The 23,851-nt window shown below is 53.9% G+C and carries 28 protein-coding genes and 1 other RNA gene; 16 read left to right on the top strand and 13 right to left on the bottom strand.

What is annotated here, in order from left to right:
* The first annotated feature begins 32 nt into the window (after positions 1-32).
* From CU081_RS09885 to CU081_RS09865, 5 genes are all read left to right on the top strand, one after another.
* Positions 33-155 (top strand): GpE family phage tail protein, encoded by a 123-nt coding sequence (locus CU081_RS09885; RefSeq protein WP_017382998.1) that lies wholly within the window; start codon positions 33-35, stop codon positions 153-155.
* Positions 145-2,595, top strand: coding sequence for a phage tail tape measure protein (locus tag CU081_RS09880; RefSeq protein WP_044704185.1), 2,451 nt, complete (start codon positions 145-147; stop codon positions 2,593-2,595). Before CU081_RS09885 ends, CU081_RS09880 begins: the two co-directional genes overlap by 11 nt.
* Positions 2,596-2,605: 10 nt before the next feature.
* Entirely contained in the window at positions 2,606-3,070 is a 465-nt protein-coding gene (locus CU081_RS09875) for a phage tail protein (protein ID WP_023323579.1), read from the top strand.
* A complete protein-coding gene (locus CU081_RS09870; RefSeq protein ID WP_023323578.1) occupies positions 3,067-4,236 on the top strand; it encodes a phage late control D family protein in 1,170 nt (389 codons plus the stop codon). The genes CU081_RS09875 and CU081_RS09870 overlap by 4 nt, the downstream gene beginning before the upstream one ends.
* Before the next feature lie 76 nt (positions 4,237-4,312).
* Complete coding sequence (locus tag CU081_RS09865; RefSeq protein ID WP_023323577.1) at positions 4,313-4,534, top strand: DNA-binding transcriptional regulator; 222 nt, start codon at positions 4,313-4,315, stop codon at positions 4,532-4,534.
* Between the two features lie 45 nt (positions 4,535-4,579).
* Here CU081_RS09865 and CU081_RS09860 read toward each other — a convergent pair whose 3' ends face one another.
* From CU081_RS09860 to aroF, 3 genes are all read right to left on the bottom strand, one after another.
* A complete protein-coding gene (locus CU081_RS09860) occupies positions 4,580-5,086 on the bottom strand; it encodes a hypothetical protein (protein ID WP_232623488.1) in 507 nt (168 codons plus the stop codon).
* Positions 5,087-5,170: 84 nt separating this feature from the next.
* Positions 5,171-6,292, bottom strand: coding sequence for a bifunctional chorismate mutase/prephenate dehydrogenase (gene tyrA, locus CU081_RS09855; RefSeq protein ID WP_003863156.1), 1,122 nt, complete (start codon positions 6,290-6,292; stop codon positions 5,171-5,173).
* 10 nt (positions 6,293-6,302) lie between these two features.
* Entirely contained in the window at positions 6,303-7,373 is a 1,071-nt protein-coding gene (gene aroF / locus CU081_RS09850) for a 3-deoxy-7-phosphoheptulonate synthase AroF (protein WP_003863153.1), read from the bottom strand.
* A 212-nt stretch (positions 7,374-7,585) separates the two neighbouring features.
* Here aroF and CU081_RS09845 point away from each other — a divergent pair, with 212 nt between their 5' ends.
* The 4 genes from CU081_RS09845 (at position 7,586) to CU081_RS09830 (ending at position 10,361) form a co-directional block, all read left to right on the top strand.
* A complete protein-coding gene (locus CU081_RS09845) occupies positions 7,586-7,960 on the top strand; it encodes a DUF2799 domain-containing protein (protein ID WP_003863151.1) in 375 nt (124 codons plus the stop codon).
* A 153-nt stretch (positions 7,961-8,113) separates the two neighbouring features.
* Entirely contained in the window at positions 8,114-8,650 is a 537-nt protein-coding gene (locus CU081_RS09840; RefSeq protein WP_003863149.1) for a YfiR family protein, read from the top strand.
* On the top strand, positions 8,643-9,863 hold the full coding sequence (gene dgcN, locus CU081_RS09835) for a diguanylate cyclase DgcN (RefSeq protein ID WP_003863147.1): 1,221 nt from the start codon (positions 8,643-8,645) through the stop codon (positions 9,861-9,863). The genes CU081_RS09840 and dgcN overlap by 8 nt, the downstream gene beginning before the upstream one ends.
* 12 nt (positions 9,864-9,875) lie before the next feature.
* Complete coding sequence (locus tag CU081_RS09830) at positions 9,876-10,361, top strand: OmpA family protein (protein ID WP_003863144.1); 486 nt, start codon at positions 9,876-9,878, stop codon at positions 10,359-10,361.
* A gap of 2 nt (positions 10,362-10,363) precedes the next feature.
* Here CU081_RS09830 and CU081_RS09825 read toward each other — a convergent pair whose 3' ends face one another.
* The 7 genes from CU081_RS09825 to ffh all read right to left on the bottom strand — a co-directional run bounded on the left by CU081_RS09825 (position 10,364) and on the right by ffh (position 15,781).
* Complete coding sequence (locus CU081_RS09825; protein WP_058647360.1) at positions 10,364-11,734, bottom strand: PepSY-associated TM helix domain-containing protein; 1,371 nt, start codon at positions 11,732-11,734, stop codon at positions 10,364-10,366.
* A gap of 38 nt (positions 11,735-11,772) precedes the next feature.
* Positions 11,773-12,177 (bottom strand): DUF2946 domain-containing protein, encoded by a 405-nt coding sequence (locus CU081_RS09820; RefSeq protein ID WP_003863141.1) that lies wholly within the window; start codon positions 12,175-12,177, stop codon positions 11,773-11,775.
* Between the two features lie 132 nt (positions 12,178-12,309).
* Positions 12,310-12,657 carry a 50S ribosomal protein L19 gene (gene rplS / locus CU081_RS09815; protein ID WP_002914145.1) on the bottom strand — a complete coding sequence of 116 codons (348 nt, stop codon included), beginning with the start codon at positions 12,655-12,657 and terminating at the stop codon, positions 12,310-12,312.
* A gap of 43 nt (positions 12,658-12,700) precedes the next feature.
* Positions 12,701-13,468: a tRNA (guanosine(37)-N1)-methyltransferase TrmD gene (gene trmD, locus CU081_RS09810; RefSeq protein WP_003863138.1), complete on the bottom strand. Its 768-nt coding sequence runs from the start codon at positions 13,466-13,468 to the stop codon at positions 12,701-12,703.
* A gap of 31 nt (positions 13,469-13,499) precedes the next feature.
* Positions 13,500-14,039: a ribosome maturation factor RimM gene (rimM, locus tag CU081_RS09805; protein WP_003863136.1), complete on the bottom strand. Its 540-nt coding sequence runs from the start codon at positions 14,037-14,039 to the stop codon at positions 13,500-13,502.
* Positions 14,040-14,054: 15 nt separating this feature from the next.
* The gene (gene rpsP / locus CU081_RS09800; protein ID WP_003863133.1) at positions 14,055-14,303 is read right to left on the bottom strand and encodes a 30S ribosomal protein S16; all 249 of its coding nucleotides are present in this window, start codon (positions 14,301-14,303) and stop codon (positions 14,055-14,057) included.
* Between the two features lie 116 nt (positions 14,304-14,419).
* On the bottom strand, positions 14,420-15,781 hold the full coding sequence (gene ffh / locus CU081_RS09795) for a signal recognition particle protein (RefSeq protein WP_003863132.1): 1,362 nt from the start codon (positions 15,779-15,781) through the stop codon (positions 14,420-14,422).
* 166 nt (positions 15,782-15,947) lie between these two features.
* Here ffh and CU081_RS09790 point away from each other — a divergent pair, with 166 nt between their 5' ends.
* Together CU081_RS09790 and CU081_RS09785 are read left to right on the top strand one after the other, a co-directional pair.
* Positions 15,948-16,739: a cytochrome C assembly family protein gene (locus CU081_RS09790; protein WP_003863130.1), complete on the top strand. Its 792-nt coding sequence runs from the start codon at positions 15,948-15,950 to the stop codon at positions 16,737-16,739.
* 19 nt (positions 16,740-16,758) lie between these two features.
* On the top strand, positions 16,759-18,045 hold the full coding sequence (locus tag CU081_RS09785) for an HlyC/CorC family transporter (protein WP_026094274.1): 1,287 nt from the start codon (positions 16,759-16,761) through the stop codon (positions 18,043-18,045).
* A 52-nt stretch (positions 18,046-18,097) separates the two neighbouring features.
* Here the strand turns inward: CU081_RS09785 and grpE are convergent, their stop codons facing one another.
* Positions 18,098-18,691, bottom strand: coding sequence for a nucleotide exchange factor GrpE (gene grpE / locus CU081_RS09780; protein WP_003863126.1), 594 nt, complete (start codon positions 18,689-18,691; stop codon positions 18,098-18,100).
* Between the two features lie 122 nt (positions 18,692-18,813).
* Here grpE and nadK point away from each other — a divergent pair, with 122 nt between their 5' ends.
* The 3 genes from nadK to bamE all read left to right on the top strand — a co-directional run bounded on the left by nadK (position 18,814) and on the right by bamE (position 21,916).
* Positions 18,814-19,692 (top strand): NAD(+) kinase, encoded by an 879-nt coding sequence (gene nadK / locus CU081_RS09775; RefSeq protein ID WP_003863124.1) that lies wholly within the window; start codon positions 18,814-18,816, stop codon positions 19,690-19,692.
* 85 nt (positions 19,693-19,777) lie between these two features.
* Complete coding sequence (gene recN / locus CU081_RS09770) at positions 19,778-21,439, top strand: DNA repair protein RecN (protein WP_022651676.1); 1,662 nt, start codon at positions 19,778-19,780, stop codon at positions 21,437-21,439.
* Between the two features lie 138 nt (positions 21,440-21,577).
* The gene (gene bamE, locus CU081_RS09760; RefSeq protein ID WP_003863121.1) at positions 21,578-21,916 is read left to right on the top strand and encodes an outer membrane protein assembly factor BamE; all 339 of its coding nucleotides are present in this window, start codon (positions 21,578-21,580) and stop codon (positions 21,914-21,916) included.
* Between the two features lie 61 nt (positions 21,917-21,977).
* On the opposite strand, the gene CU081_RS09755 is transcribed toward bamE, so the two are convergent.
* Positions 21,978-22,265, bottom strand: a complete 288-nt coding sequence (locus CU081_RS09755; RefSeq protein ID WP_003863119.1) for an RnfH family protein — start codon at positions 22,263-22,265, stop codon at positions 21,978-21,980.
* A complete protein-coding gene (locus CU081_RS09750; RefSeq protein WP_003863117.1) occupies positions 22,255-22,692 on the bottom strand; it encodes a type II toxin-antitoxin system RatA family toxin in 438 nt (145 codons plus the stop codon). The genes CU081_RS09755 and CU081_RS09750 overlap by 11 nt, the downstream gene beginning before the upstream one ends.
* Before the next feature lie 156 nt (positions 22,693-22,848).
* Between CU081_RS09750 and smpB the strand changes: the two genes are divergently transcribed.
* On the top strand, positions 22,849-23,331 hold the full coding sequence (smpB, locus tag CU081_RS09745; protein WP_003863115.1) for an SsrA-binding protein SmpB: 483 nt from the start codon (positions 22,849-22,851) through the stop codon (positions 23,329-23,331).
* Positions 23,332-23,420: 89 nt separating this feature from the next.
* Positions 23,421-23,784, top strand: a transfer-messenger RNA (tmRNA) gene (ssrA, locus tag CU081_RS09740).
* The last annotated feature ends 67 nt before the right edge of the window (positions 23,785-23,851 follow it).

The following is a 23,851-nucleotide window of genomic DNA, read 5'->3' as shown; positions in this document are numbered from 1 at the left end:
CGTTCCCCGCAAAACTTTCGGTCGATGACCTGATGGCGGATATCGCGGTGATTTTTCACTGGCCGCCATCAGAGCTGTATTCCCTTAGCGTGACCGAGCTCCTCACATGGCGCGACAAGGCGCTACAGCGAAGCGGAAACCACTATGAGCAATAACGTCAGAATCGAGGTGCTGCTTAACGCAGTAGACCGGGCAAGCCGACCGCTAAAAGCTATCCAGAACGCCAGCAAATCCCTCGCTGGCGATATCCGCAACTCACAGACGACCCTGCGCGACCTTAACGCGCAGGCGTCCCGAATTGACGGATTCAGGAAAGCGAGCGCACAGCTTGCCGTGACCGGTCAGTCGCTTAACAAAGCGAAACAGGAGGCCGCAGCGCTGGCCGTCCAGTTTAAAAACACGGAAAACCCCACCAAAGCGCAGGCGCGCGCGATGGAGGCGGCAAAAAAATCCGCTGCTGACCTGCAACTCAAATATAACGGGCTCAGGCAGTCGGTACAGCGCCAGCGCACCGAGCTTGCTCAGGCCGGGATTAATACCCGAACGCTGTCGGCTGACGAGCGTCGCCTTAAAACCAGCATCAGTGAGACGACCGCCCAGCTTAACCGGCAACGTGAGGCGCTGGCGCGGGTCAGCCAGCAACAGGCAAAGCTAAGCCGGGTTAAAGAGCGGTATCAGTCCGGTAAATCCCTCGCGGGTAGTGCGGCGGCGGCTGGTGCTGCCGGTGTCGGAATTGCCACGGCTGGCACCATGGCCGGTGTAAAACTGCTGATGCCTGGCTATTCGTTTGCACAGAAAAACTCTGAGCTGCAAGCCGTGCTCGGGGTCGACAAACAGTCGCCCGAAATGGAGGCGTTACGCAAACAGGCCAGACAGCTCGGTGACAATACCGCCGCATCTGCGGACGATGCAGCGAGTGCACAAATCATCATCGCCAAAAGTGGCGGGGATGCTGATGCCATTCAGGCGGCGACGCCGGTCACGCTGAATATGGCGCTGTCGAATCAGCGCTCGATGGAGGAAAACGCCGCCCTGCTGACAGGGATGAAATCTGCGTTCCAGCTTTCCAACGACCAGATCGCGCACATTGGCGACGTGTTGTCGATGACGATGAACAAAACCGCCGCCGACTTTGACGGGCTGAGTGATGCGCTGACCTATGCCGCGCCGGTGGCGAGAAATGCCGGGGTCAGTATCGAGCAAACCGCCGCGATGGTCGGTGCGTTGCACGATGCGAAAATTACCGGCTCGATGGCGGGAACGGGTAGCCGTGCAATCCTGAGCCGCCTACAGGCTCCGACCGGTAAAGCCTTTGAGGCCATCAAAGAGCTCGGTGTCAAAACCTCTGACGCCAGAGGAAACACGCGCCCGATATTTTCCATCCTGAAGGAAATGCAGCGCAGTTTTGAGAAAAACAATCTCGGTACCAGCCAGCGCGGCGAGTACATGAAAGCCATCTTCGGTGAAGAGGCCAGCTCGGCGGCAGCGGTGCTGATGACCGCAGCGTCAACCGGCAAGCTCGACAAACTCACCGCAGCGTTTAAAGCCTCGGACGGTAAAACCGAGGAGCTGGTCAAAATCATGCAGGACAATCTCGGCGGCGACTTTAAAGAGTTTCAGTCTGCTTATGAGGCCGTGGGAACTGACCTGTTTGACCAGCAAAACGACGCTCTGCGCAAATTGACGCAGACGGCCACGCGATATGTTTTGAAACTCGATGGCTGGATCACCCGCAATAAATCACTGGCGACCACTATCGGTGTTGTAGCCGGTGGCGCACTGGCGCTGATTGGTGTGATTGGCGGGATTGGCCTGATTGCGTGGCCGGTGGTGATGGGGATTAACGCCATTATCGCCGCCGCAGGTCTGCTGGGAACGGTCTTTACCGTTGCCGGTGGCGCAATAGTGACTGCTGTCGGTGCAATCAGTCTGCCGGTGGTCGCGGTCGCCGGTGCGGTGGTGGCCGGGGCGCTCCTGATTCGTAAATACTGGGAGCCCATCAGCGCATTCTTTTCGGGCGTGGTGGAGGGGCTTAAAGCGGCATTTGCGCCGGTGGCGGAAATCTTCTGGCCGCTGACGCCGGTGTTTGATTCCATCATCGAGAAATTGCGCGGGGTCTGGCAGTGGTTCACTGACCTGATAGCACCGGTCAAGGCAACGCAGGAAACGCTGGACCGCTGCAAAAATGTCGGCGTGGCATTTGGCAAAGCGCTGGCCGATGCGTTAACGGCTCCCCTGAACGTCTTTAACAGCCTGAGCGGCAAAGTCGGCTGGCTACTGGAAAAGCTCGGGGTTATCAAAAAAGAGTCGGACGGCCTCGACCAGACTGCCGCTAAAGCCAGTGCCGCAGCCGGTACGCAAAACGGGTCTTATATTCCGCAGACGTCCGTTTATGGCGGTTATCAGATGTACCAGCCAGTGACGGCGCCTGCTGGCCGGTCCTATGTCGACCAGAGCAAGCGTGAATACAACATTACTCTGTCGGGTGGCGTTGCGCCGGGAACTGACCTCGACCGGCAGCTCCGGGAAGCAGTCGAAAAACTCGACCGGGAAGAAAGAGCACGCCAGCGCTCAAGTATGCGCCATGACGGATGAGGGCTAAAACATGTTAATGGTACTGGGTTTATTTGTGTTTGAACGCCGCACGCTGCCGCATCAGTCCATGCAATATTCGAAGGATTACCGATGGGCGTCAAATGACCGCATCGGTAAACCCCCTGCTTATCAGTATCTCGGCGAGGGGGAAACCTCGCGCACGCTCTCGGGCGTGCTGTACCCCGAAATCACCGGCGGACGCCTGTCGCTGACGGCCATCGAACTGATGGCCGACGAGGGCAGAGCGTGGCCGCTGATTGACGGGACGGGCATGATCCACGGTATGTATGTCATCGAAAAAGTGACCCACACGCACACCGAATTATTCAGCGACGGCGCGGCCAGAAAAATTGAGTTTAGCCTCTCGCTGAAACGGGTCGATGACTCGCTCGCGGCCATTTATGGAGACCTGAAAACGCAGGCCGACAATCTGGTGACATCTGCCGGTAACTGGATTGGAGGGCTGGCGGGATGATTACGGGTCTGAATGTTCAGGCCGGGGCGCAGATTGCTCCGGCGTTTATGCTCACGCTTGATGGCGATGATATCACGCAGAATTTCAGCGACCGGCTAATCAGTCTGACCATGACGGACAATCGCGGATTCGAGGCTGACCAACTCGACATCGAGCTCGACGACACCGACGGGCTTGTCGAGCTGCCGCCGCGCGGTGCAAAACTGACGCTGTGGCTGGGCTGGCAGGGCTCAGCCTTGCTGAATAAGGGCAGTTTCACGGTCGACGAAATCGAGCACCGTGGCGCGCCTGATACGCTGACCATCAGGGGGCGCAGCGCTGATTTTCGCGGCACGCTGAACTCCCGCCGGGAACAGTCATGGCATGACACCACGCTCGGTGTCATTGTTGAGACCATCGCAGCGCGTAACAAACTCACGGCCAGCGTGGCTGACACGCTGAAAGCGATCCCCGTGCCTCATATTGACCAGGCGCAGGAATCCGACGCGGTGTTTCTGTCCCGCCTGGCTGACCGTAACGGTGCATCAGTGTCGGTGAAAGCGGGGAAACTGCTGTTCCTGAAAGCCGGTACCGGCAGGACGGCCAGTGGCAAGCCCATCCCGCAAATGACCATCGAACGCGGCGACGGCGACCGTCATCAGTTTGCGATTGCTGACCGCGAAGCCTACACCGGCGTAACGGCGAAATGGCTGCACACAAAAGACCCGAAGCCGCAAAAGCAAAAGGTGAAGCTCAAGCGCAAGCCGAAGGAGCAGCACCTGCGCGCGCTGCAACATCCAAAAGCGACAAAAACCACGTCAAAGGCCAGAGCCAAAAAAGAGCAGGAGGCGCGCGAGGGCGAGTATATGGTCGGTGAGTCTGAGAACGTGCTGGAGCTGACGACCATCTACGCGACAAAAGCGCAGGCCATGCGCGCCGCTCAGGCTAAGTGGGACAAGTTACAGCGCGGAGTGGCGGAGTTTTCAATCTCGCTGGCTATTGGTCGGGCAGATTTATTTCCTGAAACGCCAATCGCGGTGAAAGGCTTTAAGCGCGTTATAGACGAGCAGGCTTGGATAATCAGCCGGGTGGTGCACTACCTTAACGGGAACGGCTACACGACGGGCTTAGAGCTTGAGGTTAAGGTTTCGGATGTAGAGTATGAAAGCGAAGAATTAACGCAATAAATGAATTTTATGTATTTGATGTATAAGGATTTAATGGTTAAAATTGGTTCATCAATAACGCTCTGAGGTGTTCGCCATGTTCCACTGCCCTAAATGCCATTACGCCGCCCACGCTCGCACAAGTCGCTATTTCTCCGATACGACAAAAGAGCGGTATCATCAGTGCACAAACATCAATTGCAGTTGCACGTTCGTCACCACTGAGACGGTCGAGCGCTTTATCGTTTCGCCGGGTGAAGTGGTACCAGCGCCGCCGCACCCTACGCAGTCAGGCCAGCAACAAATCCACTGGATGTGACCAAAAGAAAACCCCGCAGATGCGGGGTTTTTTATATGCGATTAGTCAAAAAAGATGAGTGTTTGCAAGCATTATAACTTTGGCTCTTTCGGGTTGCTCTTTACCCATTTCATTACAGGTGTTAAGCGGTTTCTCCAAAACATAGCCCTGAGCTTTATGCTTATTGAGAATACGAAGCTCCTTAACCGTTTGAAGATATTTTTTAGGGACGTCTTTTGTCCAAATATCCATACAGGCTCCTGAGCTGATAACAGTTTCATACACATCAGATGTTATCTGGTTCTCATTTAAAACAACCGTCAATGTGTCGCCACTTTTCGAGACCTCTACGGGTTGCCATGGCTTAAGGGACTTTTTCAAGGTAGAAGTATCATTTGCTAGTGCGGTGAAGGAAGTCAGGGTAAGGGCTAACAAAACTACCGTTTTGAAGGGTTTCAAATTAATTTCCTTATTAAACATATTGTTGAGACTTATTCTTGCACCGCTTAAAACAAAAAGTAAAGCCCCGCACATGGCAGGGCTTTTTTCGATGTGTGGACGACGTGTGGACATCGTCAGAAACAAATCCTTTTGTTTCAGTCTTTTGTGTCTAAAATTAAACCAGCAATGCTGGCTTTCAGTATATACATCATTAGATTACTGGCGACTGTCATTTGCCTGGCGCAACAGCGTGCGGCTTTCACTCTGGAATCGCGTGGCGTAATCACCGAACCAGTGCTCCACTTTACGGAAACTGTCGATAAACGCTTGTTTATCGCCGTGTTCCAGCAAGGTGATCGCTTCGCCAAAACGCTGATAGTAGCGCTTGATCAGCGCCAGGTTATTTTCAGACGACATGATGATGTCGGCGTAAAGCTGTGGATCCTGGGCAAACAGTCGCCCGACCATCGCCAGCTCCAGACGATAGATTGGCGAGGAAAGCGCCAGCAATTGTTCAAGCTGAACGTTCTCTTCCGCCAGGTGCAGACCATAGGCGAAGGTTGCAAAGTGGCGCAGCGCCTGAATAAACGCCATGTTCTGGTCATGCTCAACCGCACTGATACGGTGCAAACGTGCCCCCCAGACCTGAATCTGTTCCAGGAACCACTGATACGCTTCCGGCTGACGACCGTCGCAGTAAACCACTACCTGCTTCGCCAGGCTGCCGCTGTCCGGGCCAAACATCGGGTGTAACCCAAGCACGGGCCCGGTGTGCGCCGCCAGCATTGCCTGTAGAGGACCATTTTTAACGGACGCCAGATCCACCAGAATGCAATCTTCCGGCAGCGGAGGAAGTTTCGCGATAATCTGCTCCGTCACATGAATCGGTACGCTGACGATAACCATTCCGGCATCCTTCATGAGTTCCGGTGCATGCGGCCAGTCATCTTTTTCCAGGATGCGCACCTGATAGCCAGAAAGCGTCAGCATTTTTTCAAACAGACGCCCCATCTGGCCGCCGCCACCGACAATCACCACCGGACGCAGCGACGGACAGAGGGTTTTGAAGCCCTTGTCGTTTTCGCTGGAATAGGATTCCCGCATCACACGACGCAGGACATCTTCAATTAAGTCCGGTGAAACGCCCAGCGCCTGTGCCTCTTTACGGCGGGAGGCGAGCATAGAGGCCTCACGCTCCGGAACGTAAATTGGCAGGCCGTATTTGCTTTTAACTTCGCCGACCTCAGCAACCAGTGCCATGCGGCGCGCCAGCAGGTCCAGCAACGCCTTATCCACTTCATCAATTTGATCGCGTAATGCGGTCAATTCAGCAACCATAACTATCCTCTTATGCCAGACGCGTCGCCAGCTGGCCGTTCAAATCTTTGTGGATCTCACGCAGTAGCGCATCAGTGGTTTCCCAGCTGATGCAGGCATCCGTGACGGAGACGCCGGGCTTCATCGCGCTACGCGGCTGTTCCGATGACTGATTGCCTTCATGAATATTACTTTCAATCATCAGGCCGATAATTGAACGGTTACCATCTTTAATCTGTGCAATCACAGATTCTGCAACCGCAGGCTGGCGACGGTAATCTTTATTCGAATTACCATGACTGCAATCTACCATCAGCGCCGGACGCAGTCCCGCCTGTTCCATCTCTTTTTTACACTGCGCAACATCCGCCGGGCTGTAATTTGGCGCTTTACCGCCGCGCAGGATCACATGCCCGTCCGGGTTGCCCTGCGTTTGCAGCAGGCATACCTGGCCCGCCTGGTTGATCCCGACAAAACGATGGGGCATGGCGGCGGCGCGCATGGCGTTAATCGCCGTAGCCAGGCTGCCGTCGGTACCGTTTTTAAAACCAACCGGCATAGACAGGCCAGACGCCATCTCGCGGTGGGTTTGCGACTCGGTGGTGCGCGCCCCAATCGCAGACCAGCTAAACAGATCGCCGAGGTACTGCGGGCTGTTCGGATCCAGCGCTTCGGTTGCCAGCGGCAGCCCCATGCTGACCAGCTCCACCAGCAGGCGACGCGCAATCTTCAGGCCCGCTTCCACATCAAACGAGCCATCCATGTGCGGATCGTTAATCAACCCTTTCCAGCCAACCGTAGTACGTGGCTTTTCAAAATAGACGCGCATCACCAGATAGAGGCTATCGCTGACCTCCTCCGCTAATGCTTTAAATCGACGAGCGTACTCAATGGCGGTTTCAGGATCGTGAATGGAGCAAGGACCACATACCACCAGCAGGCGCGGATCGCGGCCTGCGATAATGTCAGAAATGGTCTGGCGCGAGTGCTCAATCTGAGCTTCCTGCGCGACGCTCAGCGGGAATTCCGCCTTCAGTTGATCCGGGGTGATTAACACCTGTTCGTCAGTGATATGTACGTTGTTCAGCGCGTCTTTTTGCATGATTGCGATCCTGTCAAACTCGTTTGCGATAGTGGTTTTCCTCGAAGAGGTGACACAACGATATCACATCAAGTAAAGATTTCAATCCAAAATACGTACACATTACTTTACAGAAGTCCTTTAATTGCAAAATTCATGGCCTAAAACCGTAAATTTAAAATTACACACGCACACTTGTAAGCCAGGCTATGCTCACAAAAAGGAGAATAGCCATGCGTTCAATTACTCTCATGTTGTTGTCGCTGATTTTGTCGGGTTGCCAGATCAATCCTTATACTTTTCAGCCTGGCTGGACCAGCCCGGACTGGTTCACTGCCGGTAAAGAAGACGCTATGAATGGTGTTCCGGTTAAAGATAACCAGGCGCTGGCCGATAGTTTTAATGACCCTCAGGTTGATCGAGGGGAATATCTTCGTGGCTACGCTGACGGACAGAAAAAAATATGCGAAGAGGGCTTTATTCACGCCTGGGGATTAGCGGGAAAATCATTTCCTGCCAGCTGCGATACAACTGAAAATGCAGTAAAACTGCATGAATCCTGGCAACAAGGATTGGATGAAAGTATGCGTTCCAGCAGGCTTAATTGAGCCTGCCTGAATTCCTCTGAATATAGCTCACTGTAAGATTTAGCTTAGGTCAAAACAGGGATATTTCTGACATAATGACGGCTTTGATAAACAATGGTATTCTGCCGACAATTCTTAAGGACATCTATTTCCGGGGCGGTTTGGCGGATTCTGATGAGAAATGCAATCTTGATCGCTTTGCTCCGACTCCCCCTGGCGCTAATGCTGTTCATTTTAGTGGCCCCTGCAAAGGCAGGCTCGTTCACTGAAACGGATAAATCAGTACGTTCGATTGTTTCTGGTATTGTGAGCTACACCCGATGGCCAGCACTGTCTGGCCAGCCTAAGCTCTGTATTTATGCCTCTTCCCATTACAGACAGGCGCTCAGCAGTGAAGATGAACACAACCCGTTGCCCTATAGTCCTGTCATTGTGCATAGCGATCGGGAAGCACTCACAGCAAGGTGCGATGCCCTCTATTTCGGGAGCGAGTCGCCAGCAAAACAACAGGAAATAATAAATCAATATCAGGGCCAGGCGTTGCTATTAATGTCAGAACAAAATCCTGAATGCGTTATTGGCAGCGCATTTTGTCTGATAATAGAGCACAACCAGGTCAGGTTTTCCGTAAATCTGGATGCGCTGGCGCGCAGTGGCGTAAGAGTCAATCCGGATGTATTAATGCTCGCACGGAATAAGAAGCATGAATAAGGAAGTCGTACCAACACCGCGTCCGACGTTTAAAAGAACGTTGCGGCGAATCAGCATGATAAGCGTCATTATAACGATGACGTTTATATGGTTGCTGCTGTGTTTCGCTTCCGTGGTGACATTAAAGCAATACGCGCAAAAAAACCTCGAACTTACCGGCGCCACCATGAGCCACAGCCTTGAAGCCTCTCTGGTGTTCAACGATGCCGTGGCAGCAAATGAAACGCTGGCGACCCTCGGCAAGCAGGGGCAGTTTGCCGTGGCGGAAGTGCTTAATGCACATCATAAACGGTTTGCCTGGTGGTCGTGGAACCCGGCGGATAATACCGACACGCTGGGCGCGCTGGTCAACCGGTGGCTGTTCCCTGTTCCTGTCGCACAGCCCATCATACATAACGGCAATGTGATTGGCGAAATTCGTCTGACCGCACGCGACAGCCTGATTAGCCACTTTATCTGGCTCTCGTTTGCAGTCCTCACCGGGTGCATTCTTTTTGCTTCTGCCGTCGCATTGACCATCACCCGCTCGCTACATCATGGCATGGTTGTTGAAATGCAAAACATCACTGACGTTGTGCATGACGTTCGCACCAACCGCAACTTTTCTCGCCGGGTAACGGAAGGCCGCATTGAAGAGTTCCACCAGTTTGGAGAAGACTTCAACAGCCTGCTGGATGAAATGGAAGAGTGGCAGCTCAAACTACAGGCGAAAAACGCTCAACTGTTGCGTACCGCCATGCACGATCCGCTCACGGGGCTTGCAAACCGCGCCGCGTTTCGCAACAACATTGCAGCATTAATGAATGACGCTTCGGCAAAAACCAATTCCGCCCTGCTATTTCTGGACGGTGATAACTTCAAGTTTATCAATGACACCTGGGGTCATGCCGCGGGTGACTGCGTTCTGATCGAAGCCGCAAAAAGGATGGTCGAATTTGGCGAAAAACGTCATCAGTCTTACCGTCTTGGCGGCGACGAATTTGCCATGATCCTTTACGGTGTCCACACCGCGCGTGAGGTCGAATATATTTGCGCTGCGCTGTCGCAGCAATTTATCCGTCCGTTTGATCTGCATAACGGGCACACAGCATCAATGTCACTCAGCATTGGCTTTGCTCTGGCATGGGAAAATGCCTCCGTTGAGGCCTTACTGGAGCAAGCCGATCGCAATATGTATCTGGTCAAAAACCAGCGTTCGAAAACAATATCCTGAAAGGAAGACGATATGTTAAAGCGATATTTTGCGCCGTTGTTACTGGCATCACTGGCAATGTCCGGATGCCAGTCATCCCCTGAAGGGAAATTCACGCCAGAGCAAATCGCGGCCATGAAATCCTATGGCTTTAACGAACTGAATGGCGACTGGTCTCTGGGCCTGTCAGATAAGATCCTGTTTGATAAAAATGACGCCAGGCTGCGCCCGGAAAGTGAAACGCAGATCCAGACTATGGCCTCACGCCTGGCGGCAACCGGCCTGAACCACGCCCGGATGGATGGCCATACGGATAACTATGGCGAAGAGAGCTACAACGAAGCGCTTTCGTTAAAACGTGCCAATGTTGTGGCGGATGCCTGGGCGAAGGGCGCGAACATCCCGCGCAGCAACCTCACCACGCGGGGCTTAGGCAAAAAATACCCTGTCAGCAGCAACCGCACTGCACAGGGGCGCGCTGAAAACCGCCGGGTTGCGGTAGTCATCAGCACGCCTTAAGGCTATTTAACGGATGTTCCGGCGAGCGACACGCCTGAAACCGCTCGCCAGCGCAGCCAGTCAATCACAATAAAGACCACCAGACTGACGCCCATTACTGGCAACGCCAGCCCCAGCAGGAGGCTTATCAGGAACGTCACTCCCCTTCCCCACAGCGGCAATGCCAGCCAGCTTTGACAGAGCGTCTGTACCGGGTTCGCGGCTGACGTTGCAGGGCGACGCATCCACCACATCCGGTATCCCCAGATAATCAACACGCACAGCGCAACGCCAAACGCGATGAGCAGCAGCTGATTTGCCAGACCAAACAGGATCCCCATATGGAAATCCACGCCCCAGCGGGTGAGTTTAGCCATCAGCGGGAAATCCCCGAAGCGAGTGCTGTCCAGCACCTTCAGTGAGTGGGGATCCACGGCAACGGCATCAACCTGCGTCGGCCAGCGGCGATCGATTTCCGTCACCGTCCAGGCCTGGTCGTCCCTGCTTGCCGGGCGGATCTCAACCTTTTTCGCATCAATTCCTGACTGGCGGGCGGCCTGCAATACGCTGTCAAAAAGCGACAGTTCAACAGGCATTTCAGGCATCGTCATTCCCCCGTGATGACCACGATGTTCGGCGTGTTCATCCCTCATTTCCGGCGCACCGGAAAGGGTGGTATTTACCTGCGGCGTCAGCCAGTTCATCTCTGCACGCAGCTTATCGACGTTGCCACCGGCCCATTGTGACCAGGTTAACCCGGTGACTGAGAACAGCAGCATTCCCGTCAGTAACGTCCAGCCTAAGATCACATGCAGGAGACGACGATTCTGGAAACGATTGTTAATACGGCGCTTCGGTCGGGTGTAGAACCACAGCGCGATCCCGCCCAGGGCAGCAACCCACATCCACGAGGCGGCTAACTCGCTATAGAGGCGCCCGATGTTGCCCAGCATCAGCGAGGTATGCAGATAATCGATAGTCTGACGCAGCGGTAAAATCCCGCTGGTGCCGTACACAGTCATATCCCCTCGAACCTCAAGGCTGGCGGGATCAATAAAAATAGCCCGATGCTCGGAGGGACCCAGCGCCGGGTCGGCAAACATCACGCGGGTCGTTTCACCCTCTTCCAGCCCCGGACGAACAGCGTGTAAACGCAGCGCTGAACCCACGGCCTTTTCTGCCACGGCAATTTGTTTAGCAAGAGGCTGCGCCTCACCAACGGCGTCCGTGTGGAGTGCATAATGGTACAGCGCATTTTCAAGCTGCGGCGTGGCGACATACAGCGTACCGGTCAGCGCTGCGAAGAAGATAAACGGACCGACAAACAGCCCGATATAGAAATGGAGGCGACGCAGCAGGTTTCCCCATGCCGCGCGCGGAGTGCAGGTAGTCATACTTTTCCTTTTTAAGGCAAAAAGTGAGTGATTTTGTTTTAAAGGGAGAAAGCAGACCGACGCGGCGGCGCGCGGGTATCGGGGTAAAGCCAGGGGAAAAAGTGCCAGTGGCTGACCGCCTGACGAGGCGGCTTCACGCGCAGCCGCTGCAACACCACGCTGAGCAGAACGATAAGCGCCAGCATCACGCCCGGAACATGCGCTAACAGCACGCAGTAGCCGCATGCTTCAGCATGGTCAACTGGCATAGAATGCGTCATATCACCATGATGCTCGTCCACCGACATCATGCTCATGTCGTGGTGCATGCCCGGCATGGCGCTCATGGGATCTTTTTGCAGCGAGACGGAGATCAGCGGCGCCACGACGATCAGCAGGATCGCAAACAGCGCGGTCAATGCCGCTGCGCGTTTCCAGCTATGCTGATGCAGTACGTTATCCACTTACCCTCCACCCAAGAGGCGAACATTGTAAATGATTTATGACGGAAGGGTTAACGCGAGAGGTGCGATGGGATAAAAAAAGGGCCAGCCTTTCGGCCAGCCCTTTCTAACAGGATGTCGCTTAAGCGAATCTTAGTTCAGACGCTCTTTAATACGAGCAGACTTACCAGTACGCTCACGCAGGTAGTACAGTTTAGCTTTACGTACAGCACCACGACGTTTAACAGCAATGCTGTCAACTACCGGAGAGTGAGTCTGGAAGACACGCTCAACGCCTTCGCCGTTGGAAATTTTACGAACAGTGAATGCAGAGTGCAGACCGCGGTTACGAATAGCGATAACCACGCCCTCGAATGCCTGCAGACGTTTTTTGGAACCTTCAACAACCCATACTTTCACTTCCACGGTGTCACCTGGACGGAAGGAAGGTACGTCCTGCTTCATCTGCTCTTGTTCAAGTTGCTTAATAATGTTGCTCATAATTTAATCTCTTATCCTGGGTAAACTGATATTCGGGAGCGTATTACGCTTTCCCATCATGTTCATGCTGCTGGTGCGCGTGTTCAGTTTTGAACTCGGCCAGCAACTTTGCTTGCTCTTCAGTCAGAGCCAGGTTTTCCAGAAGTTCAGGTCTTCTAAGCCAGGTTCGGCCCAGCGACTGCTTCAAACGCCAGCGACGTATCTCGGCATGGTTTCCAGACAGTAACACTGCCGGGACTTCCATCCCTTCTAACACTTCAGGACGAGTATAGTGTGGACAGTCCAGCAACCCATCGGCAAAGGAATCTTCCGTTGCCGAAGCTTCATGGCCCAGAACCCCCGGAATAAACCGGGCGACGGAGTCAATCAGCGTCATTGCCGGTAACTCACCACCGCTGAGAACGTAATCGCCGATAGACCATTCTTCGTCAATCTCGGTTTGAATTACGCGCTCATCTATTCCTTCGTAGCGACCACAGACCAGAATCAGTTTTTGATTCGTCGCCAGTTCGCTCACGCCCGCTTGATCAAGCTTGCGTCCCTGAGGTGACAGATAAATCACCTTCGCGCCTTCACCTGCCGCGGCTTTTGCTGTGTGAATGGCGTCCCGTAAGGGTTGCACCATCATCAACATCCCCGGTCCGCCGCCGTAAGGACGATCGTCCACGGTACGGTGCCGGTCGTGCGTGAAGTCACGAGGACTCCAGCTCTGGATGCTCAGCAGGCCATTCTTTACTGCCCGGCCAGTTACCCCGTAATCGGTAATCGCGCGGAACATTTCAGGAAACAGGCTAATTATGCCAATCCACATAGCGCCGTCTTTTACCGTTTATCCGGAGAATTTAAAAACCAGGATCCCAATCTACTTCAATGGTTTGAGTAGTGAGATCGACTTTCTTGATAACCTGTCCATCGAGGAACGGAACCAACCGCTCCTTGATGCCAAATGCATCTTTCAGGTTTGCCTTAATGACGAGAACGTCATTTGACCCGGTTTCCATCATGTCGATGACTTTCCCCAGGCTGTAGCCTTCAGTGGTCACTACCTGGCAACCCATAAGGTCTTTCCAGTAGTAGTCACCCTCTTCCAGCTGCGGCAACTGCGACGAATCCACGACAATCTCACAATTAGTCAGCGCATTCGCGGCATCACGATCGTCAATGCCTTTCAGCTTGATGATGATGTCCTGATTGTGGTGACGCCAGCTTTCCAGCTCGACCTCTTCCCACTTACCGGCTTTCTGGATAAACCAGGGCTGGTAATCAAAAATGCTATCAGCGTCTTCAGTGGAGGAAAACACTCTGAGCCAACCACGGATACCGTAGCAAGAACCCATTTTTCCCAATACGATCGGTTCAACAGGTGCTTTATTGCTCATCATGACCACCGTGACAGATTAAGCTGCTTTATTTGCTGCTTTGATCAGCGTAGCAACGCGATCGGAAACAGTAGCGCCCTGGCCAACCCAGTGAGCGATACGATCCAGATCCAGACGGGTTTCTTCTTCTGCGCCAGCGGCCAGTGGGTTGAAGAAACCAACGCGCTCGATGAAGCGACCGTTGCGTGCATTACGGCTGTCAGTCACAACAACCTGGTAGAACGGACGCTTTTTAGCGCCGTGACGTGCTAAACGAATAGTTACCATAACATCCTCTTGTGTGAATAAAACAACCGGGCCCCATCGAGGAACGGAGCCCGGGTGTCATATTAAAAGCCCGAAAATTTTACTCATTTTCGGGCAAAAAGCAATCTCAAAAGCGATTATCGCCCAGGAAAACCGGGCGGCATCATGCCTTTCATGCCGCGCATCATCTTCGCCATGCCGCCTTTCTTCATTTTCTTCATCATGCGCTGCATGTCGTCGAACTGTTTCAGAAGGCGGTTTACGTCCTGCACCTGCATGCCGCAACCGGCAGCGATACGGCGTTTACGGGAACCTTTGATGATTTCTGGCTTCGCGCGCTCTTTCAGCGTCATCGAGTTGATGATGGCCTCCATACGCACCAGCACTTTGTCATCCATCTGGGATTTGACGTTGTCCGGGATCTGGCCCATGCCTGGCAGTTTGCCCATCAGGCTTGCCATGCCGCCCATGTTTTTCATCTGACGCAGCTGCTCAAGGAAGTCGGTCAGATCGAAACCGTCACCTTTTTTCAGCTTGCTGGCGAGTTTTTCCGCCTGGGCGCGGTCAACCTTGCTTTCAATATCTTCGATCAGCGACAGCACGTCGCCCATGCCGAGGATACGGGAGGCAATACGATCCGGATGGAACGGCTCCAGCGCTTCGGTTTTCTCGCCCACGCCGAGGAACTTAATTGGCTTACCGGTAATATGACGAATAGACAGCGCCGCACCGCCGCGGGCATCGCCGTCGACTTTGGTCAGCACCACGCCGGTTAACGGCAGGGCTTCGTTAAACGCTTTTGCGGTGTTTGCCGCATCCTGACCGGTCATGGCGTCAACAACAAACAGGGTCTCTACTGGATTGATAGAGGCATGAACCTGCTTGATTTCGTCCATCATCGCTTCGTCAACGTGCAGTCGACCGGCGGTATCCACCAGCAGCACGTCGTAGAATTTCAGCTTCGCCTCTTTCAGCGCCGCGTTAACGATGTCGACAGGCTTCTGGGCCACGTCGGACGGGAAGAAGTCCACGCCAACCTGCTCGGCCAGCGTTTCCAGCTGTTTGATCGCCGCCGGGCGATACACGTCCGCCGACACCACCAGCACCTTTTTCTTGTGCTTTTCGCGCAGGAATTTCCCCAGCTTACCGACGCTGGTGGTTTTACCCGCACCTTGCAGACCCGCCATCAGCACGACGGCCGGCGGCTGAGCCGCCAGGTTAAGCACCTGGTTCTCTTCGCCCATCGCCGAAACCAGCTCGTTACGGACGATTTTGACGAACTCCTGACCCGGAGTCAGGCTCTTGTTCACTTCATGGCCAACCGCTTTCTCTTTCACGCGGTTGATAAAATCACGCACGACCGGCAACGCGACGTCTGCTTCCAGCAGCGCCATGCGCACTTCGCGCAGCGTTTCCTTGATGTTCTCTTCGGTGAGGCGTCCACGGCCGCTGATGTTGCGCAGCGTGCGCGACAAACGATCGGTTAAATTATCAAACATTGTCTCTCGCCTGGGGTAGAAACGTTAGGTCGCCTGGGCGACACATACACAGAATTTTGCCGGAGTATAACATGAAGGCGCCTTTGTTGTTATGCAACGGTTGGAGCAGGCGTCACGTAACGTTATACTGCTTCTCTTTCTTATTAAGACAACTGTCGACGCCTATATGCCTGTTTTCGCACTGATCGCCCTTGTTGCCTACTCTGTCAGCCTCGCGCTGATCATTCCTGGCCTGCTGCAAAAAAACAGCGGCTGGCGGCGCATGGCTATTCTTTCGGCAGTGATCGCACTGATTAGCCACGCCTTTGCGCTGGAATCACGCATTATCCCCGGCGACGGCAGCGTGCAAAATCTGAGCGTACTGAACGTCGGCTCGCTGGTCAGCCTGATGATCTGTACGGTCATGACCATTGTCGCGTCTAAAAACCGTGGCTGGCTGCTGCTGCCGATAGTCTACGCCTTTGCGCTGATCAATCTGGCGTTAGCCACGTTCATGCCCAATGAGTTTATTACTCACCTGGAAGCCACGCCGGGGATGCTGGTGCATATCGGCCTGTCGCTCTTTGCCTACGCGACGCTGATCATCGCCGCCCTTTACGCCATGCAACTCGCCTGGATTGACTACCAGCTGAAAAATAAAAAGCTGGCGTTTAACCACGAAATGCCGCCGCTGATGGTGATTGAGCGTAAGATGTTCCACATCACCCAGGTCGGCGTGGTGCTGCTGACGCTCACGCTCTGCACCGGGCTGTTTTACATGAAGAACCTGTTCAGCGTGGAGAATATCGATAAAGCGGTGCTCTCCATCATCGCGTGGTTTGTCTATATTGTCCTGTTATGGGGCCATTATCATGAAGGCTGGCGCGGTCGCCGCGTGGTCTGGTTCAACGTTGCGGGTGCGGGCATTCTCACGCTTGCCTATTTTGGTAGCCGCTTCATACAGCAATTTGCTGGCTAAGTAACAAAAGGAGTTCCCCCTGGAACACATCTCTACCACCACGCTGATCGTCATTCTGGTCATCATGGTGGTCATCTCCGCTTATTTCTCTGGCTCTGAAACCGGCATGATGACGCTGAACCGCTACCGGTTACGTCATCGCGCCAAGCAGGGTAACCGTGCCGCGCGTCGTGTCGAAAAGCTTCTGCGTAAGCCGGACCGTCTGATTAGCCTGGTGCTTATCGGTAACAACCTGGTCAATATTCTCGCCTCTGCACTGGGCACCATCGTCGGGATGCGTCTGTACGGCAACGCAGGCGTGGCGATTGCCACAGGTGTGCTCACGTTTGTGGTACTGGTGTTTGCGGAAGTGTTGCCCAAAACCATCGCGGCGCTTTACCCGGAAAAAGTCGCCTACCCGAGCAGCTTCCTGTTAGCACCGCTGCTTATTCTGATGATGCCGCTGGTCTGGCTGCTGAATATGGTGACACGGGTGCTGATGCGCATGGTCGGTATAAAGGCAGACGTCACCATCAGTAGCGCGCTCAGCAAAGACGAACTGCGTACCATCGTGAACGAATCCCGCTCGCAGATCTCCCGCCGCAATCAGGACATGCTCCTGTCGGTGCTGGATCTGGAAAAGGTCAGCGTTGACGACATCATGGTGCCGCGCAATGAAATCGTCGGGATTGATATCAACGACGACTGGAAGGCCATTGTCCGCCAGCTGACGCACTCCCCGCACGGGCGTATCGTCCTCTACCGCGATTCTCTCGACGATGCCATCAGCATGCTGCGTGTGCGCGAGGCCTATCGCCTGATGACTGAGAAAAACGAGTTCACCAAAGAGGTAATGCTGCGTGCCGCCGACGAAATTTACTACGTGCCGGAAGGCACCCCACTCAGCACGCAGCTGGTGAAGTTCCAGCGCAACAAGAAGAAAGTCGGCCTGGTGGTGGATGAATACGGCGATATACAGGGGCTGGTGACGGTCGAAGATATTCTGGAAGAGATTGTCGGGGACTTTACCACCTCAATGTCGCCTTCCCTTGCGGAAGAAGTCACCCCGCAAAATGACGGGTCAGTGCTTATCGACGGCAGCGCCAACATTCGTGAAATCAATAAAGCGTTCAACTGGCATTTGCCGGAAGACGAAGCGCGGACGATGAACGGAATGATCCTGGAAGCGCTGGAAGAGATCCCGGCGGCAGGCACGCGCGTGCGTATTGAGCAGTATGATATTGATATTCTGGACGTTCAGGACAACATGATTAAGCAGGTTAAGGTCCTGCCCGTTAAACCTTTACGCGAAAGTATCGCCGAGTAATGTTGTAGGCCGGGTGAGGCGAAGCCGCCACCCGGCACTACGGGTCGGCAAATTACGCTTTCGCTTTCGCCACGGTCACCATCGCAGCGCGAATAGTACGGCCGTTCAGGGTATACCCTTTCTGCATCACGCCCAGCACGTTACCCGCGGCAACGTCTTCGGATTCCACCATCGCAATGGCCTGGTGAACGTTTGGATCCAGCGGTACATCCGTATCGGCAATCACTTCAACACCGAACTTACGCACCACATCCAGCATGGATTTCAGCGTCAGCTCAATGCCTTCAATCATCGCCGCGTTATCCGGGTTAGCTTTATCCGCCACTTCCAGCGCGCGATCCAGGCTGTCGATCACCGGAAGCAGTTCGTTGACGAATTTCTCCAGCGCAAATTTGTGCGCCTTTTCAACGTCCAGCTCGGTACGACGGCGCAGGTTTTCCATTTCCGCTTTGATACGCAGTACGCCATCGCGTTCGCGATTCTGCGCTTCTACCAACTGAGCTTCCAGGTTGGCAATTTTTTCATCGCGCGGGTCCACCTGCTCAGCAGACGTGTCTGGCTCTACTGCCTCAACTTCATCGTGCTGTTCCGTGATAATTTCTTCAGGGGCTTGCCCCTCAGGCGTTTTCTGTTCTTTACTACTCATGAATTTCTCCGCGTTTTTCTGCATTCATCTCGCTAACTTCGCTTATTATGGGGATCAGTTTCCTGGATTCAAGGGAACAAGGCAGATTGTCATCATTCATCAGGCACAAGGACCTCCAGAAAATGAATAATCATTTCAGGTGTATTGGGATCGTCGGCCATCCGCGTCACCCTACCGCATTGACGACACATGAAATGTTGTATCGCTGGCTGTGTGGTAAAGGCTATGAAGTGATGGTCGAGCAGCAGATTGCCCAGGAGTTGCAGCTTAAAAGCGTCAGAACCGGCACGCTGGCGGAAATTGGCCAGCAGGCGGATCTCGCCGTGGTGGTCGGTGGCGACGGCAATATGCTGGGCGCGGCGCGAACGCTGGCTCGCTATGATATTAAGGTTATTGGTGTTAACCGTGGCAATCTCGGTTTCCTTACCGACCTCGACCCGGACAATGCGCAGCAGCAGCTGGCGGACGTGCTGGAAGGCCACTATATCAGTGAAAAACGGTTTTTGCTGGAAGCCCAGGTGTGTCAGCAGGACTGCCAGAAGCGCATCAGCACCGCCATTAACGAGGTGGTTCTCCACCCCGGTAAAGTGGCGCACATGATCGAATTCGAAGTCTATATCGACGAAATCTTCGCTTTCTCGCAGCGGTCTGACGGGCTGATTATTTCAACCCCGACGGGGTCCACCGCCTACTCGCTTTCAGCCGGAGGTCCAATCCTTACGCCATCGCTGGATGCCATTACCCTGGTGCCGATGTTCCCGCATACGCTCTCGGCGCGTCCGCTGGTGATCAACGGCGACAGCACCATCCGACTGCGTTTTTCTCATCGCCGCAGCGATCTGGAGATCAGCTGCGACAGTCAGATTGCGCTCCCCATTCAGGAAGGTGAAGATGTCCTCATTCGCCGCTGCGATTACCACCTGAACCTCATTCACCCAAAAGATTACAGCTATTTCAACACATTAAGCTCCAAGCTCGGCTGGTCAAAAAAATTGTTCTGATTTTGCATCCAGCACTTTACTGTATATAAAACCAGTTTATACTGTATACAAACACAGTTATGGTTTTTCATACAGGAAAACAATTATGCTGGCACAACTGACCATCAGCAACTTTGCCATTGTTCGTGAGCTTGAGATCGACTTCCATAGCGGAATGACGGCGATTACCGGTGAAACCGGTGCAGGTAAATCCATTGCCATTGATGCCCTCGGCTTGTGCCTCGGTGGTCGTGCAGAGGGGGATATGGTGCGCACAGGCGCCGCCCGTGCCGATCTCTGCGCCCGCTTCTCGTTAAAAGACACACCTGCCGCCCTGCGCTGGCTGGAAGCAAACCAGCTCGAAGACGGACGTGAGTGTTTACTTCGCCGCGTCATCAGCAACGATGGCCGCTCCCGCGGTTTTATCAATGGTACAGCGGTTCCCCTCTCCCAGCTTCGCGAGCTGGGCCAGCTGCTCATCCAGATCCATGGTCAGCATGCGCACCAGCAGTTAATCAAACCCGAACAACAGAAAGCCCTGCTTGATGGCTATGCAGGTGAGTACGCGCTTACTCAACTCATGGCGGAGCACTATCGTCAGTGGCATCAAAGCTGCCGCGAACTTGCGCAGCATCAGCAGCAAAGCCAGGAGCGTACCGCGCGCGCCGAGCTGCTGGAATATCAACTGAAAGAGCTGAACGAATTTAACCCGCAGGCGGGTGAATTTGAGCAAATCGACGAAGAGTACAAGCGTCTGGCCAACAGCGGTCAGCTGCTCTCCACCAGCCAGACTGCCCTTAACATGCTGGCGGATGGCGAAGACGTGAATTTGCAGAGCCAGCTGTACAACGTGCGTCAGCTTGTGACCGAACTGACCGGCATGGACAATAAGCTTTCTGGCGTACTGGAAATGCTGGAAGAGGCCGCGATTCAGATTTCAGAAGCCGGGGATGAGCTGCGCCACTACTGTGAACGTCTGGATCTCGATCCGAACCGTCTGTTCGAGCTTGAGCAACGCATCTCCCGTCAGATTTCACTGGCGCGTAAGCATCACGTTACCCCGGAAGAGCTGCCGAATTACTATCAGTCTCTGCTGGAGGAACAGCAGCAGTTGGACGATCAGGCCGATTCCCTTGAAACCTTGTCTCTGGCGGTTAATCTGCATCATCAGCAGGCGCTGGAAACGGCGAAACGGCTGCACGACGTGCGGCAACACTATGCGCAGGAGCTTAGCCAGCACATTACCGACAGCATGCATACGCTGGCGATGCCGCATGGGGTGTTCACCATAGATGTTCGCTTTGAAGAGAATCACCTGACGGCGGAAGGCGCAGACCGCGTAGAATTCCGCGTCACCACCAACCCGGGCCAGCCTTTGCAGGCAATTTCGAAAGTGGCTTCCGGTGGTGAACTGTCGCGTATCGCCCTGGCCATTCAGGTGATTACCGCCCGTAAAATGGAAACCCCGGCGTTGATTTTCGATGAAGTGGATGTGGGTATCAGCGGCCCGACCGCGGCCGTTGTCGGCAAACTGCTGCGTCAGTTGGGTGAATCGACGCAGGTCATGTGTGTGACTCACCTGCCGCAGGTCGCCGGATGTGGTCATCACCACTTTATCGTCAGCAAGGAAACCGATGGCGAAATGACGGAAACGCACATGAAGCCGCTGGATAAACGCTCACGCTTGCAGGAGCTGGCACGCTTGCTCGGCGGCAGTGAAGTCACTCGCAATACCCTCGCGAATGCGAAAGAACTGCTGGCGGCATAAACTTTTTCGGGATCTCAGGGTCATACAGAACAACAAAAACGCCGCCAGACCGGTTTCAAAGTGGGGCAAGGTCTATTATCATCGGCATATTACATATGAGCCGCGTACTGCTCGGGCCCGAAAAGGAATCAAATCACTATGCGCTGTAAAACGCTGACCGCTGCCGCAGCGGTTCTTCTGATGTTGACCGCAGGCTGTTCCACTCTGGAGAAAGTGGTTTACCGTCCTGACATCAACCAGGGGAACTACCTTACCCCTAACGATGTGTCCAAAATCCGCGTGGGTATGACACAACAGCAGGTCGCTTATGCCCTGGGAACCCCGATGATGTCCGATCCGTTCGGCACAAACACCTGGTTCTATGTATTCCGCCAGCAGCCTGGTCATGAAGATGTAACCCAGCAAACCCTGACGCTGACCTTCAGCAGTGCCGGCGTGCTGACTAACATCGACAACAAGCCTGCCCTGACCAAATAATCAGGCGTCAACAACGCAAAAAGGTGCTCAATGAGCACCTTTTTTGTGTACATTTATTTGGCTACTTACCGGATTTCTCTGCTCGCTGACGGCGCAACTCTTTCGGGTCGGCAATCAGAGGACGATAGATTTCAACCCTGTCGCCCTCTTTCAGCACATCACCGAGCTTAACCGGACGGCTATAAATGCCGACTTTATTCTTCGCCAGGTCAATATCACGGCGAAGTTCAAGGATGCCGGAGGCCCGGATAGCCGCCTCAACGGTGGCGCCCTCTTCAAGCGTCACGCGCTGCAAATACTGCTTCTCCGGCAGCGCATACACCACCTCAACAGCAATCTTATGCGACACTGTAAACCTCTTTGGCGCGCGTGGTGAACGCCTGAACCATATTCGAGGCCAGCTCTTTAAAGATTCGGCCAAACGCCAGTTCGATCAGCTTATTGGTAAATTCAAAATCCAGATGAAACTCAATGCGGCAGGCGTCAGCGCTCAGTGGCGTAAACTTCCACCCTCCCATCAGTTTTTTAAACGGACCATCCACCAGATGCATCAAAATACTCTGATTGCTCGTCAGGGTATTGCGCGTGGTGAACGTTTTGCTGATCCCCGCTTTGGAGACATCCACGGCCGCAGTCATCTGCGTCGGGCCGGATTCCAGCACTCGGCTACCGGTGCATCCTGGAATAAATTCCGGATAGGACTGAACGTCGTTCACTAACTGATACATTTGTTCCGCGCTGTAGGGAACAAGCGCAGTACGGCTAATCTGAGGCATAGCATTTTCCATGGTCACACAACAGACAAATAATAACATTTATCACCTGTTAAAAAAACGCTAAGCCTTATCTCGTGCTAATATAGCGCGTTAGACCTCACAGGACGCAATGAGGTGACTTTTTAAAATCAGATTACCGACGGCTTTACGACACTTATGACGAAGAAAAAAGCACATAAACCTGGTTCGGCGACCATTGCGCTTAACAAGCGTGCTCGCCACGAGTATTTCATCGAAGAAGAATTCGAGGCCGGCCTTGCGTTGCAGGGCTGGGAAGTAAAATCGCTGCGTGCCGGGAAAGCCAATATCGGCGACAGCTACGTGATCCTGAAAGACGGTGAGGCCTTCCTGTTCGGCGCGAACTTTACGCCGCTGACCGTCGCCTCTTCACATTACGTTTGCGATCCTACCCGCACCCGTAAGCTGCTGCTGAACAAGCGCGAACTGGAATCCCTCTACGGACGCATCAACCGTGAAGGCTTCACCGTGGTGGCACTCTCTTTGTACTGGAAAAACGCCTGGTGCAAAGTGAAAATCGGCGTGGCGAAAGGTAAGAAACAACACGACAAGCGTACTGACCTGAAAGCACGCGAGTGGCAGCTCGATAAAGCACGTATCATGAAAAACGCAGGACGTTGATTCTGCGCGCTTATTGTACTATTCAATAAGTTAGCGTTTCGGGCTGGTGTCGAGGAAGTGAAATCTGGTATACTGAGTTCAACACTATTGGGGCTGATTCTGGATTCGACGGGATTTGCGAAACCCAAGGTGCATGCCGAGGGGCGGTTTGCCTCGTTAAAAGCCGCAAAAAAATAGTCGCAAACGACGAAAACTACGCTTTAGCAGCTTAATAACCTGCTAAGAGCCCTCTCTCCCTAGCTTCCGCTCTTAAGACGGGGATCAAAGAGAGGTCAAACCCAAAAGAGATCGCGTGGAAACCCTGCCTGGGGTTGAAGCGTTAAAACTAATCAGGCTAGTTCGTTAGTGGCGTGTCTGTCCGCAGCTGGCGTGCGAATGTAAAGACAAACTAAGCATGTAGTACCGAGGATGTAGAAATTTCGGACGCGGGTTCAACTCCCGCCAGCTCCACCAAATAATGATCCGGATATGTCCGGTGAAGTACAGAAAGCCCGCACTGCGCAAGCTCTGCGGGCTTTTT

Source organism: Enterobacter sp. CRENT-193 (assembly GCF_002787395.1).
Classification (GTDB): domain Bacteria; phylum Pseudomonadota; class Gammaproteobacteria; order Enterobacterales; family Enterobacteriaceae; genus Enterobacter; species Enterobacter hormaechei_C.
Note: the sequence above shows the minus strand (reverse complement) of the source record. Positions and strands in the feature narration are given on the sequence as shown.

What these genes read in the sequence shown, in the direction of transcription:
- CU081_RS09870 (WP_023323578.1), top strand. Translation starts at nt 3,067, where the DNA reads ATGATTACGGGTCTGAATGTTCAGGCCGGGGCGCAGATTGCTCCGGCG.
- CU081_RS09875 (WP_023323579.1), top strand. Translation starts at nt 2,606, where the DNA reads ATGTTAATGGTACTGGGTTTATTTGTGTTTGAACGCCGCACGCTGCCG.
- CU081_RS09860 (WP_232623488.1), bottom strand. Translation starts at nt 5,086, where the DNA reads ATGTCCACACGTCGTCCACACATCGAAAAAAGCCCTGCCATGTGCGGG.
- nadK (WP_003863124.1), top strand. Translation starts at nt 18,814, where the DNA reads ATGAATAATCATTTCAGGTGTATTGGGATCGTCGGCCATCCGCGTCAC.
- dgcN (WP_003863147.1), top strand. Translation starts at nt 8,643, where the DNA reads ATGAATAAGGAAGTCGTACCAACACCGCGTCCGACGTTTAAAAGAACG.
- CU081_RS09750 (WP_003863117.1), bottom strand. Translation starts at nt 22,692, where the DNA reads ATGCCTCAGATTAGCCGTACTGCGCTTGTTCCCTACAGCGCGGAACAA.
- bamE (WP_003863121.1), top strand. Translation starts at nt 21,578, where the DNA reads ATGCGCTGTAAAACGCTGACCGCTGCCGCAGCGGTTCTTCTGATGTTG.
- CU081_RS09880 (WP_044704185.1), top strand. Translation starts at nt 145, where the DNA reads ATGAGCAATAACGTCAGAATCGAGGTGCTGCTTAACGCAGTAGACCGG.
- smpB (WP_003863115.1), top strand. Translation starts at nt 22,849, where the DNA reads ATGACGAAGAAAAAAGCACATAAACCTGGTTCGGCGACCATTGCGCTT.
- aroF (WP_003863153.1), bottom strand. Translation starts at nt 7,373, where the DNA reads ATGCAAAAAGACGCGCTGAACAACGTACATATCACTGACGAACAGGTG.
- rpsP (WP_003863133.1), bottom strand. Translation starts at nt 14,303, where the DNA reads ATGGTAACTATTCGTTTAGCACGTCACGGCGCTAAAAAGCGTCCGTTC.
- CU081_RS09830 (WP_003863144.1), top strand. Translation starts at nt 9,876, where the DNA reads ATGTTAAAGCGATATTTTGCGCCGTTGTTACTGGCATCACTGGCAATG.
- rplS (WP_002914145.1), bottom strand. Translation starts at nt 12,657, where the DNA reads ATGAGCAACATTATTAAGCAACTTGAACAAGAGCAGATGAAGCAGGAC.
- CU081_RS09865 (WP_023323577.1), top strand. Translation starts at nt 4,313, where the DNA reads ATGTTCCACTGCCCTAAATGCCATTACGCCGCCCACGCTCGCACAAGT.
- CU081_RS09825 (WP_058647360.1), bottom strand. Translation starts at nt 11,734, where the DNA reads ATGACTACCTGCACTCCGCGCGCGGCATGGGGAAACCTGCTGCGTCGC.
- rimM (WP_003863136.1), bottom strand. Translation starts at nt 14,039, where the DNA reads ATGATGAGCAATAAAGCACCTGTTGAACCGATCGTATTGGGAAAAATG.
- CU081_RS09885 (WP_017382998.1), top strand. Translation starts at nt 33, where the DNA reads ATGGCGGATATCGCGGTGATTTTTCACTGGCCGCCATCAGAGCTGTAT.
- trmD (WP_003863138.1), bottom strand. Translation starts at nt 13,468, where the DNA reads ATGTGGATTGGCATAATTAGCCTGTTTCCTGAAATGTTCCGCGCGATT.
- recN (WP_022651676.1), top strand. Translation starts at nt 19,778, where the DNA reads ATGCTGGCACAACTGACCATCAGCAACTTTGCCATTGTTCGTGAGCTT.
- grpE (WP_003863126.1), bottom strand. Translation starts at nt 18,691, where the DNA reads ATGAGTAGTAAAGAACAGAAAACGCCTGAGGGGCAAGCCCCTGAAGAA.
- CU081_RS09840 (WP_003863149.1), top strand. Translation starts at nt 8,114, where the DNA reads ATGAGAAATGCAATCTTGATCGCTTTGCTCCGACTCCCCCTGGCGCTA.
- ffh (WP_003863132.1), bottom strand. Translation starts at nt 15,781, where the DNA reads ATGTTTGATAATTTAACCGATCGTTTGTCGCGCACGCTGCGCAACATC.
- CU081_RS09845 (WP_003863151.1), top strand. Translation starts at nt 7,586, where the DNA reads ATGCGTTCAATTACTCTCATGTTGTTGTCGCTGATTTTGTCGGGTTGC.
- tyrA (WP_003863156.1), bottom strand. Translation starts at nt 6,292, where the DNA reads ATGGTTGCTGAATTGACCGCATTACGCGATCAAATTGATGAAGTGGAT.
- CU081_RS09790 (WP_003863130.1), top strand. Translation starts at nt 15,948, where the DNA reads ATGCCTGTTTTCGCACTGATCGCCCTTGTTGCCTACTCTGTCAGCCTC.